The sequence below is a fragment of the Kocuria atrinae genome (genome assembly GCF_039531425.1).
GTDB lineage: Bacteria > Actinomycetota > Actinomycetes > Actinomycetales > Micrococcaceae > Kocuria > Kocuria atrinae.
Window position 1 is genome coordinate 63,664 of sequence record NZ_BAAAQA010000025.1, and the last position, 13,874, is coordinate 77,537.

Sequence of the window (13,874 nt, forward strand, 5' to 3'; positions counted from 1 at the left end):
CCATACATCCTGAGAATATGGATCGCCGCGGGATGACTTGGGGGCATCCCGCTGCGGCCTATCTCAGCGACGTTCGGACAGGACCGATTGGTCCCGGGCCGCGTGTGCCCTCGTCGCGGCTGCATTCGCCTTGAGCCCTATAGGGATACATCCCACGAGCACCGCACCGTAGCCCAGCGCAAAGAGGACTGCGGTGACCACGGGCGGATTTTCTTGCCGCCACACGAATCCCGAAATTACCAGCGCCGCCCCCAAGGCCCATGAGATTCATTGCCTCACTCGCTTTCTGACCGACCCTGGCCCATAAGTATAAAGGCTTACGCCTCGCGCTTCTTCCGGTTGCGCTGCACGCGGCGGACGACCCACCAGATCACGAATACCACTACGGCTATTGCTACAACTCGGGAGAAGACGCCAGCGTATTGCTCCGCAACATGCCAGTTCTCACCCAGGAAATATCCCACAACAACAAAAATGCTGTTCCAAATCAGCGAACCCGCCGCGGTCAACACAATGAACAGCGGGAAAGACATCTTTTCGATACCGGCCGGAATGGAGATCAATGATCTGAAGATGGGAACCATCCGCCCGAAGAACACAGTGGCCTTGCCATGGCGCTCGAACCACGCTTCCGTGCGGTCCAAGTCATGGAGGTCGACCAGGGGCATCTTGTCCACAATCACGCGAAGCCGACGGCGGCCCAGCGCCACGCCGATCCAGTACAGCGCGATGGCACCGATCACGGAACCTAGTGTGGTCCAGAAGATCGCGCCGAAGAGGCTGAAATTACCCTGGCTGGCGGTGAAACCGGCCAGCGGAAGGATGACCTCCGAGGGCAGCGGCGGGAACAGGTTTTCCAGTGCGACCAGCAGGCCAGCGCCCGGAGCTCCGATGGCCTCCATGACGTCGACCACCCACCCTGCAACACCGTCGAGTTCAGCACCACCGGCTGCTTGAGCGGGCAGGAGGACAGAGGCTAGGGACATCACGCATTCGCTTTGTGTGGGGTTCAGGAACGGGCTCATGATACGTCAGCCCGCTTAGAGATTCCCTACTGCAATTCCCCACGGGGCTTGGAGAGACTGAGGGCACAATGGCCTCATGAGAATCTGGTCGTTGCATCCCACGCTGTTGGATCGACGGGCGCTCGTAGCCGGGTGGCGTGAGACGCTCTTGGCCCAGAAAGTCCTGCGCGGTGAGACCAAGGGATACACCCGGCATCCCCAACTCGAACGCTTCCGCGACCGCCCCGATCCGCTACAAGACATCGCGGATTACTTGCATGCCATGGCTGACGAGGCCGACCGACGCGGTTACAACTTTGATCGCGGCCGGATCTCAGTCGATCGTTCAACCACGCCCAGCACCATCAACGTGACCGCGGGGCAGCTCGAGTACGAGCTCGCGTTCCTTCGTCAGAAGGTTGAGGGGCGCGACCCGGAATGGGGCCGCTCTCATCTGGACGCCGTGGAGACCCCCACCCCGCATCCACTGTTCGCCGTGGTCGACGGGCCCATTGAATCCTGGGAGCGCGTCAAACCCCTCGCTGGGTAACCCGCGCTGAGCGAACGACGTAGTCATCACATGGGCACCGGGGGCGATCCCACGTAAAGTTTCAGTATCCCCCTTCCCACCGGTTCGGAGACCCATGAAGTGCAGCGTGGTTATACCCACACGCAATGACTCCGCGTACTTGCATCGCTGCTTGCGCGCTTTGGACCAGCAGACGCGCCAACCCGACGAGATCATCGTGGTGGACAACGGCTCCACCGATGATATTGCGGCCGTGCTGCGCGAGTTTCCCGACGTAACCTGTTTCCGGGAAGACATCCCCGGTGTGGCATATGCCGTGCGCTCGGGATACGACGCCGCCCAGCATCCGATCATCCTGCGGTGCGACGCGGACAGCATCCCATCCAAGGGGTGGGTCGAACACATGGTGACGGCCTTGGAGTGGCAGTTATCTCGCAAGGGCAAAGTTGAAGTTGTCGCCATCACCGGGATCGCTCGATTCGGACCCCAGCACTCAGGGCTAGGACGGATCTCTGGGGCTTTGTATTCCTACGCTTACCGGCTCGTGGGCGGTTTGGCATTGGGACACGTGGCGCTGTGGGGATCCAATATGGCGATGTCCGCGACATGGTGGCATTCCGTCAGAGACCATGTGCACTTATCCCCCGATGTCCATGACGATTACGACCTCAGCTTCCAGGTGGGCCCTCACCAGAAGGTCGTGCTGGATCACCGGAATGTGATGCTGGTGTCCTGGCGGGCCGCAGCCTCACCATCTCGAATCGAGCGGCAGTTGCGCATGGCAGCCATGACCATGCAGATCAATTGGGCGGAGCAAAAACCGTGGGAGCGCATGCGGGCCCGCTGGACGGCGTCGCGTGAATAATCGCCGCCCCGCAAGTCAATATGTCGCATCGAGTATGTGTTTCTCCGCTCTCCTGGTAGCTCTCATTTACGGGCTCCAGGAACGCTGGATCGACGTGGCTGTTCTGCTACTGGTGGGACTCGGACAAGTAGTCGCGTTCCTGTGTTTCCGTAACGGATACGCACGCGGGGCAACCAGCCTGGTCATGTTGATTGCCGGCGTGAGTGCTGCAGAGCAGGTGTACAGCAGCATCTGGTGGTGGGATCTGGTGATCCATTTCTTGTGTCTGTACGTGCTCGTATGGATTGCCTGGAATTATGCGCTCCGGAAGTCGCCCTCACGAGGGCGCCTACTCGCTCGACAGCGCCTGGCTGTCTGTTCCCTCATGGGTCTTGTGCTGGCTGTCGTCTGGGAGGTCATGGAGCTTCTCGGATTCCTTTTAGTCACTCCGGACATTCACATTCCGCCGCTGGACACCATTAGCGATGTCATCGTGGGCGTTCTGGGCGCTGCCTTAGTGGCACTTCACAAGAAATCCCGATAGAAAGAGTGGGAAGCATACTGCCCACCAGGTCATCCAGGGAAGAGGTCCCCGTGAAGTCCCACGTCAGTCGCAGCAAGAAATCTTCTACCCGGCGGGAGCGCACGCGCCAGAGCCGGCGGGATCGTCGCAAGATCGCCCTCGGGACTGCGGCCGCCGTGGGTGCTTGCGCCGCCGTGGGTACTCTCCTCACAGATCCCGAGAACAGCTGGTACAAGTCCCTCCGCAAGCCGGATTGGCAGCCGCCTGCTGCGGCATTCCCCATTGTGTGGACGGCCTTGTACGTGGATATCGCCTACGTTTCCTACAAGGTGTTGGCCGATGCTCACGCGCGCAACGATACGGCTGAGTTCAAGGGCTACTCCCGCGCCCTCGGGACCAACCTGGCCCTCAACGCCGCGTGGTGCGGATTGTTCTTCCGGGGAGAGCGCCCGGTCGTATCGACCATCGAGGCCGGCGCCCTGGCCGCAAGCTCCATCGACCTGGTTCGCCGGGCGGGCAAGTCCCACGCAGGTCTCGGCCTGCTGTTGTCGCCCTACGCCCTGTGGACCAGCGGCGCCACGGCCCTCAGCGGTGCGATCGCCGCTTTGAACCCAGAGAAGTAGAACCACGTGGGGCGCCCAGCATCGGGTGCCCCACGCGGCGTCGTCCTCCCGAGGGCTAGGACGAAATCTCGACCAGGACTTTGCCCTTGGAACGCCGGGACTCCAACTGCTCGAACGCGTCCCTGAATTGATCGAGCGGATAGCGGCTGTCGATCGTGACGCGCAGCTCGCCCTGGTCCACCAGCGATGCGAACTGCGCGAGTCCCGCGCCGTCCGGATGCATGAGGAAGAACTCGAACGACGCTCCCGCCTTTTTGGCCAGGCGGCGGATTTTGAAGCTCATGAGTTCCTCAACAGCCCGAACCAGCGCTGCCTTGGGCGCGGAAAGTTCGGTGTCCTCGGCCAGGCTGCCGGGGGTTGGCGGTCCCGCAATGCTCACCACGGCTCCCCCGCGCTCCACGGTGGACATCACATCGGCCACGGTCTCGCCGCCCACCAGATCCAACACTTTGGTGAATCGCTCGTCACCCTCGGAAATTTTCCGTTCACGGTAGTTGATCACGTGGTCCGCTCCGGCCTCACGCACCAGCTTTTCGCCCGCCGACGACGCCGTGGTCGTCACGTGCGCGCCCATCAGCTTGGCAAGCTGGATGGCCAGCAGGCCCACACCGCCGGCACCGCCCGTGATCAGTAACCGCTCGCCGGCCTGAACGTCCAGTCGCTCCGGACCCAGTGCTTGTTGCGCGGTCAACCCCGCCAGCGGGATGGCCGCCGCATCCGTGAGCGAGATGTTCTGGGGTGCTCTCGCAACGTAGTCCTGGTCCACGGCGACATATTCAGCCAGCGCGCTGAGCTGCTCGGAGCCGGTGCGGACCATCACCTGATCCCCCGGCTGGAATTCTCGGACGAGCGAACCGGTCGATTCCACAACGCCGCTCAACTCGTTTCCCGCGATCTTGGGAAAGGCGTAGGGCTGGACGATCTTGAACGTACCCTGCCGCTGCAGCGCATCCACGGGATTGAGCCCCGCAGCAACGGTGCGGATCAGGACCTGATTCGCCTCCGGGATGGGACGCGGCATGCCCTGAAGGTTCATGACATCAGGGCCGCCGTACTTGGAAAAAGTCATCGCGCGCATGGGTTCTCCGATCAGTGATCGATAGTTCGGGGTTAAGAGCCTAGGCGCGTGTGCAGTGGTTGGTGAGGGCTTGCGCTGAGCGCTGACAGAACCGCACACCAATCGTGACAATTGTCAGTAGCTCGCCGCCCCCGGTGCTGGCACACTCAAGTCATGAAACGGCAAACTCTGGCTTTCATCGCTCTGGTCATCACCATCCTTTACGGGGCGGGCTTCGCGGCCTTTGACACTTCTCAGGCCTATGCGGCCTTGGGTGGGGCCATTGTGGCGATCTCATGGATCGCCGTCGGCGTCTTCGGAAGAGATGATGCCCGCGGCACAAACGACCCTGCCGAACGCCATCCCCGCACATAATTCGCATTCCCCCACGGTCATGTCCGAAAACCGCTAGTCCCGCGTGCGGAGGCGTGGCACTCTGATGACATGAACTTCCAGGACATGAGCTTCGACCAGCGGTATCGCGCCGTTCAATCGCGCGATCACCGCTTTGACGGTCTGTTCGTGCTGGGCGTGAAAACCACCGGGATCTACTGCCGCCCCAGTTGCCCGGCGCGCACTCCCAGGGCCGAGAACGTCCAGTTCTTCCGCGCAAGCGCCGCCGCCCACGCCGCTGGGTTCCGGGCGTGCAAACGGTGCCTACCAGAGGCCGTTCCCGGCTCCCCCGAATGGAACCTCCGCGGAGACATCGCGGGCCGAGCCATGCGGCTGATCAACGACGGCGTGATCGACCAACACGGCGTCTCTGGGCTCGCGCAGCAACTCGGCTACTCCACCCGCCACCTCACCCGCATTCTGCGTGAGGAAACGGGAGCCGGACCGCTCGCACTCGCCCGAGCCCACCGCGCCCAGACGGCCCGGCTCCTCCTCACGCAAACGACCATGCCAATGTCGGACATCGCGTTCTCCGCGGGCTTCAGCAGCATCCGCCAGTTCAACGACACGATCCGCGAGGTATACGACCTCTCACCGCAGCAGGTGCGAGGGCACGGCCACCGCACTGCCCAGACCGACACCGCCACGGTGGATCTCTCCCTGAGCTACCGAGAGCCCATCGACCTTCCGGGCCTGTTCGCTTGGTTCGCGGCGCGCGCCATTCCCGGCGTCGAACTCGCGGACGATTTCTCCTACGCACGCGCCATCAGGCTGCCGGGCGGACCCGCGTGGTTCAGGATGTACACCTCCCCGGACTCAGCCGGTCACCTCCGCTTGCAAGCTCGAGTCACCGAGATGCAGGACCTCCCCGTCCTCATGTCTCGCGTCCGTCAGCTGTTCAACCTCGACGCCGATCCGGTCGCCGTGGACACGACCCTCACTTCCCTGCCGGCCGCCCGTCCCCTGATCGCCGCACTGCCCGGTGTGCGTGTGGCCGGTTGCATGGATCCCCACGAGCTCTTGATCCGCACCATGATCGGCCAGCAAATATCGGTGGCCGCAGCGCGCACGATCCTCACTCGGATCACCACTGGATTGGGCGATCCCGCCCCCGACTTCGCGCCCGGACTGACCCGCATGTTCCCCACCATGGGCGCCCTTGCGGAACGAGGCAGCTCAGTCTTGCGCGGCCCCAAAGCCCGCCAGAATGCCGTGCTCAATGCGGCCGAGACCATTGCGAAGGGCGAGCTGAGCTTGGGTTTCGGAGATGACCCCGATGAGCAGCGCGCGTCACTTCTGGCGCTGAAGGGGGTGGGCCCCTGGACCGCCGACTACGTCCGCATGCGCGTCACCGGCGATCCGGACGTGTTCCTGATTGGCGACGGCGCTCTGCGCGCCGGAGCCCGCCGGGCCGGTTTGCCCGCGGACAAGGCCGAACTACTCGCCTGGGCTGCCCAAGCCTCACCGTGGCGCAGTTACTTGACCACGCACCTGTGGAGGGCGCCCACCGTGCCCGCGCAGTCGCAGCAAGGAGACCCCTCATGACCGCCACATTCCAGACCATCGTCACCCCGGACGGACCGTTCACGGTCGTCACCAACGGTTCAGGAAAGGTGATCGCCTCCGGGTGGACCTCGTCCGTGGAGGACGCCATTTCACGAGTTCGCGCCGCCCATCGCCCGGCTGACTTTAAGGAAGGGCCCGTGGAGGCGGCATCGGCTGTGGAGTCCTACTACTCGGGGGATGTTCACGCCATCGAGACTGTGGAGGTCGAGCTGCACGGCACGGATGGACAGCTCGCCGGGTGGAAAACGTTACGCGAGATCGAGCCCGGACAGCCCCTGAACTACTCGCAGTTCGCCCGTGCTCTGGGGAGCCCGTCTGCCGTGCGTGCGGCGGCGTCGATCTGTGCCCGCAATCCCGTAGCCCTGTTCGTTCCATGCCACCGCGTGCTGCGCACGGACGGTTCACTGGGCGGCTTCGCGTGGGGACTCGACATCAAGCAGAGCCTGCTGGACCGCGAAGCTCGCGCGTGAAGCGCCGGGCCGATGCCCTGACGCGCCCGCTCAGCACTCGCGTGAGGCGCCACCGGCCGCCCCTTGATCCGCCGCACGACCCAGGGCGCTGGGCGGTGGACGCTGGACATTCAGTCCAGGGGCTTGAGCCGCACGGCGGACCATTCCTCGGATATAGCCACGTTGGCGTTGAGCGTCCAGTTCAGCTCGTTCACGCGGGCCCAGATGGTGTCCCGATTGATATCGGAACGGCCGCCTTTGAGGTAACCGATCCATGCCGCACGAGTACCGCCGAGGTTTTCGAGGTTAGCTTCCAGGAGGTCGTCCAAGTTGGCCCGACTCATGGCGAACAGCACCGCGGCATCGGCATTGTCGGCGTGCTCAACGACCACGGCATTCTCCGGCAAAGGATCCAGGAGCTCACGGGTTTCCGGGGTGTCCCCGGCCAGGAAGACCGACGAACCGGGCTTGATCAGCAACTTTTCCGCGGGAGTCTTAGGCATGGGTTCATCCTAGAACCGGGGCGCCGGATTAGTCCCCCATCAGAAGTCGAGCCTGTTCGCCCTGCCGTGCGATGACGCGCTCGAGATCCAGGCCGGGTAGGGCGCCGTCCGCCACGACCCAACGGCCGTCCACCATGACCCGATCCGCGCGGTGGGCCCCGCAGAGCACCAGGGATGCGACGGGATCGTGAGACCCAGCGAAGCGCAGCTCATCGCGCGTGAACATGGCGAGATCCGCCCTTGCTCCCGGCTCCAGGACGCCGATGGTGTCCCAGCCCAAAGCCCCAGCGGATCCGCGGGTGGCCCAGTTCAGTGCTCGCGAAACAGGCACGCGGGAAGGCCCGGCGGACAGGCGCTGAATGTTCAGGGCTGCGCGGACTTCCTCGATCATGTTGGACCCGTCATTGGACGCGGATCCGTCCACGCCCAGACCCACGGGCGAGCCCGCTTCCTCGAGTTCCAGCGCTCGGCACGTCCCCGATCCCAACCGCATGTTGGACGTCGCGCAGTGGGCCACGCCCACTCCCGCCGCACCCAAGCGTGCAATTTCGGAATCGTCCAGGTGGATCGCGTGCCCGAGCCACGTGCGTGAGCTGAGCCAGCCCACCGACTCCAGATAGTCCACCGTGCGCAGGCCGAAGCGTTCGCGGCAGAAGTCTTCTTCGTCAATGGTTTCTGCCAGGTGCGTGTGCAGCCGAACGTCGAGGTCAGCGGCCAGGGCTGCGGTGTCCCGCATGAGTTCGCGGGTGACGGAGAACGGGGAGCACGGTGCCAAGGCGACCCGGATTCTGGCGTCCTCCCCGCGCTGGTGATACTTCTCCACCACGCGTTGGGAATCGGCCAGGATGGTGTCGTGATCCTGCACCGTGGACTGGGGCGGCAAGCCGCCGTCGTCCCGGCCCAGTGACATGGATCCGCGAGTGAGCATGGCGCGTGCACCCAGGCGTTGCACCACGTCAACCTCAATGTCCACCGACTCCTCCATGCCCGCGGGGAACACGTAGTGGTGGTCGGCCACCGTGGTGCAGCCGGACAGCAGCAGTTCAGCAACGGCCACGGTCACTGCGGACTCCAAAGCTTCCGGGGTGAGCCGGGCCCACACCGGATACAGGCCCTGCAGCCAGGGGAACAGTTCGGCATCCGCCACCGGAGCCCAAGCACGCGTGAGCGTTTGGTAGAAGTGGTGATGCGTGTTGATCAGGCCGGGCAGCACCACGTGGGCGGCGGCGTCGAAAACCCTGTCGTACCGCGCCGGTTCCGCCCCCGCGCCCACGATCTCCGTGATGGCCCCGGTACGGGTATCAACCACCAGACCTCGGCTGGCGTCCGCATGCTCGTCGGAGGACGTGTGGATCCCGGCCGGGTCCTTGATCCAGAGCAGACTGCCATTGGGCTGCGTCATCGCGTCCTGCGTGGGGCGTTCGATCGTCATGGCGCACCTTCCCGGGCAACCACCGTCACCCGCGCTGAGCTCGGCATGCCACCGAGCCGGCTCAGTGTTCCTGTCTGCCGATCCAGGTGCCGCGGAGAGTCACGGAGAACAGCACCGCCCCGGCCAGCGTTCGGAACGCCACCGACCCAATGCTTTTTCATATCCCGGAAACGATAATTAATAATCCGGAAACAAAAAGTGTTGTACGTCACAGTGTTACAAGGTTACGCTGAACAGCACAACCGCCACGGCGGGTCCTCTCAGGACTATCTACCGGGCACGAATCCAGTACAACGCGAGCCGCAAGGCGAGTACATGGACCCGTGTATTCCGGGTCTCGTGCGCTTTGCGGGCTACCTCAGCACCGACAAGCCGAACCCCGCGATCCGGAGAGCAACGTGAAAAAGCGTTCCGCGTCAGTCGACGCCACCACACCGCAACGCCCCGAGGACGAGTACCTGGGCGTTGGACGATCACTGGCCTACGGCCTCCAGCACGTCCTGACCATGTACGGCGGCGTGATCGCAGTGCCATTGATCATTGGAACAGCCGCCGGTCTGGACGCGACCGAGACCGGCATCCTGGTGGCGGCAGCCCTATTCGTCGGCGGTCTGGCCACCATCCTGCAAAGCATTGGCGTTCCCTTCCTGGGCGCGCAGTTGCCGTTGGTGCAGGGGGTCTCTTTCGCGGGCGTGGCCACCATGCTGACCATCTTGCAGGGAACGCCCGGCAAGGAAGGTCTCCGCGTGATCTTCGGTGCGGTACTGGTTGCCTCCGCGCTCGGCTTCATCCTGGCCCCCTTCTTCGCGAAGGTCATTCGGTTCTTCCCACCGGTCGTCTCCGGCGTGGTCATCACGACCATTGGTGTGACACTCATGCCCGTGGCCGCTGGGTGGTCCATGGGCGCGGAAGGGGATCCGTCCCACGGTTCCGTGGCCAACATCGGCCTGGCCGCGTTCACGCTGCTGGTGGTGCTGTTGCTGTCCAAGGTGGGTTCGGCGGCGATCTCACGCTTGTCCATCCTGCTGGCCATCGTGATCGGCACGGTCGTGGCGGCCCTGCTGGGTCGCGCAAATTTCTCCGGCGTGGGCGAAGGACCCGTGGTCGGTTTTCCGACACCCTTCGAATTCGGCGCACCGCTGTTCGTCGCCTCGGCCATTCTGGGCATGTTCATCGTGATCATCGTGACGATGACCGAGACCACCGCGGACATCGTGGCCGTGGGCGAGATTGCCGAAACCGGCGTGGATTCCAAACGCATTGCCAACGGTCTGCGTGCGGACATGCTGTCCTCCACGGTGGCTCCGCTGTTCAATACCTTCACTCAAACGGCCTTCGCCCAGAACGTGGGCTTGGTCGCGATCACGGGCATCCGCAGCCGCTTCGTCGTGGCCGGGGCCGGCGTGATCATGGTGGTGCTGGGGCTGCTTCCCGTGCTCGGGCGCGTGGTGGCGGCCGTGCCCTCTCCCATGCTGGGAGGCGCGGGCATCGTGCTGTTCGGGACCGTGGCGGCGTCGGGAATCCGAACCCTGGCCGGCGTGGATTACCGATCAGGCCTCAACCTGGTGGTCGTGGCCGTCTCGATGGCCATGGGCCTGATTCCGGTGGTTTCGCCGACCTTCTACGAACAGTTCCCGTCCTGGATCCAGGTGGTTCTGGGATCCGGCATCAGCGCCGCCGCGCTCACCGCCGTGCTGCTCAACATCCTGTTCAATGAGCTGTCTTTCGGGTCGCGGCCCGGTTCGTCCACCTTCGCCGCGTACCCGCCGCGCGTGTTCCCGAAGTCCATGCTCCGGGGCCTTCAAGAGGGTGACACCTTGGTCAACGGGCGCTTGATCGGCGCGGACGGCCAGGAGATCGCCGTGGTCGATGACCACCTGGTCGATGAGGCCCGACGCCGCGTGGAGACCGGCGAGCTCACGGACACCGGCCAGATCCACCGCGTGTACAAGAGCGACCCGCAGTGATTTTCCGTCCACCGCATTCCCCAACAATCGAAAGTGAGCATCATGACTCTGTCACCCAACGCGTCAACCATCGACGACGTGACCGTCCAGAAACACCTGCAGACCGCCATCGAGGTGGCCGCGCAGAACGCCTCCGTTGACGGTGGTCCTTTCGGTGCGGTGGTCGTCACCGCGGACGGCCAGGAGTTCACCGCCGTCAACCGCGTGACCGCCGATCACGACCCCACCGCCCACGCCGAGGTTTGCGCCATCCGGGCCACGTGCAAGGCCCTGGGCACGCACGATCTGTCCGGCGCGGTCCTCTACACCAGTTGCGAGCCGTGCCCCATGTGCCTCTCGTCCTCCTTGTGGGCGCGTTTGGACGCGGTCTACTTCGCGGCCGATCGTCACGACGCCGCCGACGGCGGGTTCGACGACGCCGTGTTCTACGAGTTCTTCACGGCCACGGAGGAAGAACGCGACAAGTTGGTCCCCGTCCGTCACGTTGCCCTCGAAAACCGGCGAGCGCCCTTCGAGGCCTGGGCCGCGAACCCGGAACGAGCTGAGTACTGACCACCCACTGATTCACCCCAATGTTTTAGATCTGGACACTTCGCCACCTGTCGTACCGGGTGGGAAAAACAGAGGATCGCCGAACCTGCGGCCAGCACCGGCCGTGAACGGAGGCATCTGCAATGATCAGCATCAATTCCCTCAAGGGACGCCGCGGTCTGAAGCGGCCGCTGGGTCCCGAGGATGAGCGCTTACCGCTCGGACGGACCACAGCATTCGGAGCGCAACACGTGCTCACCATGTACGGCGCCATCGTCGCCGTGCCACTCATCATCGGCCAAGCCGCCGGGCTCCCGGGAGATCAGGTAGCCCTGCTGATTTCCTCGTGTTTGCTCATGGGAGGCCTGGCCACCTGTCTGCAAAGCTTGGGCCTGCCCTTGATGGGTTCCAAATTGCCCCTCGTCCAGGGCGTTTCCTTTGCCGGTGTGGCGCCCATGCTCGCCATCTTGGCCGGCGGCGGTGGGATCCAGGCAATCTTCGGGGCCGTACTCGTCTCCTCCGCGGCCGGATTCCTCCTGGCCGGCGCGTTTTCCCGAGTCATCCGGTTCTTCCCCTCGGTGGTGACGGGAACCGTGATCACGGTGATCGGTATTTCACTGCTGCCCGTGGCGATCGACTGGGCCGCCGGAACCACGGACGGCTCCGAACCGGACAACCGAGCTATTGCCCTGGCGGCTATCACGCTCCTGATCGTGCTGCTTCTCTCCAAGGTGGGCATCGGCATGATCTCGCGGTTGTCCATTCTGTTGGCCTTTGTTCTGGGCACGGGTATTGCCGCGCTGATGGGGATGGCGGACTTCTCCCGCGTCGGTGAGGGCTCGCTGATTTCCTTCCCGACGCCCCTGGCTTTCGGTCCGCCCACATTCGAGATCGCGGCCATCATTTCCATGCTGATCGTGGTACTCGTGACCATGACCGAAACCACCGCGGACATTCTGGCCGTCGGCGAGATCACCGGCGCCAAGATCACGTCCAAGCGAGTGGCCAACGGTCTGCGCGCGGACATGGCGTCATCCACCCTGGCGCCGGTTCTCAACTCGTTCACCCAGACGGCTTTCGCCGCGAACGTGGGGCTGGTCGCGGTCACGGGTGTGCGCAGTCGCTTTGTCGTGGGCGCCGCCGGGTTCATCATGATCGCTCTGGGCCTGTTGCCCATCGTCGGTGAAGTGGTTGCAGCCATCCCCGAACCCGTGCTGGGTGGCGCGTCCATCGTGCTGTTCGGAACCGTGGCGTCGTCGGGCGTGCGGACCCTGGCCAAGGCGGACTTCGGCAATTCCATGAACTTGGTAATCGTTGCGGTGTCCTTTGCCTTCGGCCTGATCCCCGTGGCCTCGCCCAACTTCTACCAGGGCTTTCCCTCGTGGGCACAGACCATTCTTGGCTCCGGAATTTCCGCCGCGGCCATCGTGGCCATCACCCTGAACCTGGTGTTCAACAGCTTCAAGAAGGGCACACCGGAGAATCCGACGATCATCGGTGCCGCACCCGTACGTGTGATCCCAACGGCCGCCCTACAGATGTTGCGTGAGGGCGACCGGATGGAGGACGGCAAGGTGGTCGACAGTGACGGCAACGAGGTCGCGGCCGTTCCCGAAAAGCATCTGGACGAGGTGAAGGAACTCATCGACGCCGGGGAGATCACGCACACGGGCCAGATCCCTAAGGTTCTGGCTTCCAAGGATGGTGACTCCTAGGGCCGCGGCTTGCATAACCCCCGCCTGCGAAATCCACAGGCGGGGGTTATACGTGTCTGAGCATGGGCGCACACTAAAGGCCCACACACCGCTCCTTTCGGAGGTTTGGTCCCATGTTCGTCTTCAACACAGCCACCACGGCCAACGGCTTCCTGGCCGATCCCCACGACTCGCTCGAATGGCTGTTCCAGGTCAAGAGCGAGGCTCCGGACATGGAGCCGTTCACCGAGACCGTCTCCGTGTTCGTGATGGGTTCGTCGACCTATGAATGGTTGCTCAACACCGAAAACATGCTCGGGCAACCCGAAAAATGGGTCGAATTCTTCGGCGACCGGCCCAGCTATGTGTTCACGAGCCGCGACCTACACGTCCCGCCCGGCGTGGATGTCCGGTTCTTGAACTCCAGCGTGCCGGACGCCCTTCCCACGATTGCGGAAGCCGCTGGCGACGGCGTCGTCTGGGTCATGGGCGGTGGTGACCTGGTCGGCCAGTTCCTGGACGCCAACTCCCTCGACCGCATCATCATGACGATCGCGCCGGCGTTCCTCGCCAGCGGCAAGCCGTTACTTCCGCGCACCGTGCATCCCGACCGCCTGACTCTCAAGGGCACCCGGGCGGTCGGCCAGTTCGTGGAAATCACCTACGACGTCGTGGGGTCGGGTCCCAGCGCCTAGGGCGACTTTGCCAGCGGGCATGCGGTGGCAGGTGCTCCGGATCCGCCTGTGCCGCTCGCCCTAC

15 protein-coding genes are annotated in these 13,874 nt (G+C 64.0%); 11 read left to right on the forward strand and 4 right to left on the reverse strand.

Going from position 1 to position 13,874, the window contains the following annotated elements; all coding sequences use genetic code 11:
- Nucleotides 1-317 precede the first annotated feature (317 nt).
- On the reverse strand, nt 318-986 hold the full coding sequence (locus ABD283_RS11750; protein ID WP_344225190.1) for a DedA family protein: 669 nt from the start codon (nt 984-986) through the stop codon (nt 318-320).
- A 115-nt stretch (nt 987-1,101) separates the two neighbouring features.
- Here ABD283_RS11750 and ABD283_RS11755 point away from each other — a divergent pair, with 115 nt between their 5' ends.
- From ABD283_RS11755 to ABD283_RS11770, 4 genes are all read left to right on the forward strand, one after another.
- The gene (locus tag ABD283_RS11755; RefSeq protein ID WP_344225191.1) at nt 1,102-1,554 is read left to right on the forward strand and encodes a pyrimidine dimer DNA glycosylase/endonuclease V; all 453 of its coding nucleotides are present in this window, start codon (nt 1,102-1,104) and stop codon (nt 1,552-1,554) included.
- 106 nt (nt 1,555-1,660) lie between these two features.
- Nucleotides 1,661-2,398 (forward strand): glycosyltransferase family A protein, encoded by a 738-nt coding sequence (locus ABD283_RS11760; RefSeq protein ID WP_344225192.1) that lies wholly within the window; start codon nt 1,661-1,663, stop codon nt 2,396-2,398.
- Nucleotides 2,399-2,432: 34 nt separating this feature from the next.
- The gene (locus tag ABD283_RS11765) at nt 2,433-2,921 is read left to right on the forward strand and encodes a hypothetical protein (protein WP_344225193.1); all 489 of its coding nucleotides are present in this window, start codon (nt 2,433-2,435) and stop codon (nt 2,919-2,921) included.
- A 50-nt stretch (nt 2,922-2,971) separates the two neighbouring features.
- A complete protein-coding gene (locus tag ABD283_RS11770) occupies nt 2,972-3,523 on the forward strand; it encodes a TspO/MBR family protein (protein ID WP_344225194.1) in 552 nt (183 codons plus the stop codon).
- A gap of 55 nt (nt 3,524-3,578) precedes the next feature.
- On the opposite strand, the gene ABD283_RS11775 is transcribed toward ABD283_RS11770, so the two are convergent.
- Nucleotides 3,579-4,592 (reverse strand): NADP-dependent oxidoreductase, encoded by a 1,014-nt coding sequence (locus tag ABD283_RS11775; RefSeq protein WP_344225195.1) that lies wholly within the window; start codon nt 4,590-4,592, stop codon nt 3,579-3,581.
- Between the two features lie 162 nt (nt 4,593-4,754).
- Between ABD283_RS11775 and ABD283_RS11780 the strand changes: the two genes are divergently transcribed.
- The 3 genes from ABD283_RS11780 (at nt 4,755) to ABD283_RS11790 (ending at nt 7,009) form a co-directional block, all read left to right on the forward strand.
- Nucleotides 4,755-4,955 carry a hypothetical protein gene (locus tag ABD283_RS11780; protein ID WP_344225196.1) on the forward strand — a complete coding sequence of 67 codons (201 nt, stop codon included), beginning with the start codon at nt 4,755-4,757 and terminating at the stop codon, nt 4,953-4,955.
- Nucleotides 4,956-5,024: 69 nt separating this feature from the next.
- A complete protein-coding gene (locus tag ABD283_RS11785; protein WP_344225197.1) occupies nt 5,025-6,518 on the forward strand; it encodes an Ada metal-binding domain-containing protein in 1,494 nt (497 codons plus the stop codon).
- Complete coding sequence (locus ABD283_RS11790; RefSeq protein ID WP_344225198.1) at nt 6,515-7,009, forward strand: methylated-DNA--[protein]-cysteine S-methyltransferase; 495 nt, start codon at nt 6,515-6,517, stop codon at nt 7,007-7,009. Before ABD283_RS11785 ends, ABD283_RS11790 begins: the two co-directional genes overlap by 4 nt.
- A gap of 110 nt (nt 7,010-7,119) precedes the next feature.
- Here ABD283_RS11790 and ABD283_RS11795 read toward each other — a convergent pair whose 3' ends face one another.
- Entirely contained in the window at nt 7,120-7,491 is a 372-nt protein-coding gene (locus ABD283_RS11795) for a DUF3052 domain-containing protein (RefSeq protein WP_344225199.1), read from the reverse strand.
- A 28-nt stretch (nt 7,492-7,519) separates the two neighbouring features.
- Nucleotides 7,520-8,923, reverse strand: coding sequence for an 8-oxoguanine deaminase (locus ABD283_RS11800; RefSeq protein ID WP_344225200.1), 1,404 nt, complete (start codon nt 8,921-8,923; stop codon nt 7,520-7,522).
- 398 nt (nt 8,924-9,321) lie between these two features.
- On the opposite strand from ABD283_RS11800, the gene ABD283_RS11805 reads away from it, so the two are divergent.
- The 4 genes from ABD283_RS11805 (at nt 9,322) to ABD283_RS11820 (ending at nt 13,810) form a co-directional block, all read left to right on the forward strand.
- Nucleotides 9,322-10,890 (forward strand): nucleobase:cation symporter-2 family protein, encoded by a 1,569-nt coding sequence (locus tag ABD283_RS11805; protein WP_344225201.1) that lies wholly within the window; start codon nt 9,322-9,324, stop codon nt 10,888-10,890.
- A 42-nt stretch (nt 10,891-10,932) separates the two neighbouring features.
- The gene (locus ABD283_RS11810; RefSeq protein WP_344225202.1) at nt 10,933-11,442 is read left to right on the forward strand and encodes a nucleoside deaminase; all 510 of its coding nucleotides are present in this window, start codon (nt 10,933-10,935) and stop codon (nt 11,440-11,442) included.
- 122 nt (nt 11,443-11,564) lie between these two features.
- The gene (locus ABD283_RS11815; protein ID WP_344225203.1) at nt 11,565-13,136 is read left to right on the forward strand and encodes a nucleobase:cation symporter-2 family protein; all 1,572 of its coding nucleotides are present in this window, start codon (nt 11,565-11,567) and stop codon (nt 13,134-13,136) included.
- Between the two features lie 113 nt (nt 13,137-13,249).
- On the forward strand, nt 13,250-13,810 hold the full coding sequence (locus ABD283_RS11820; RefSeq protein ID WP_344225204.1) for a dihydrofolate reductase family protein: 561 nt from the start codon (nt 13,250-13,252) through the stop codon (nt 13,808-13,810).
- The last annotated feature ends 64 nt before the right edge of the window (nt 13,811-13,874 follow it).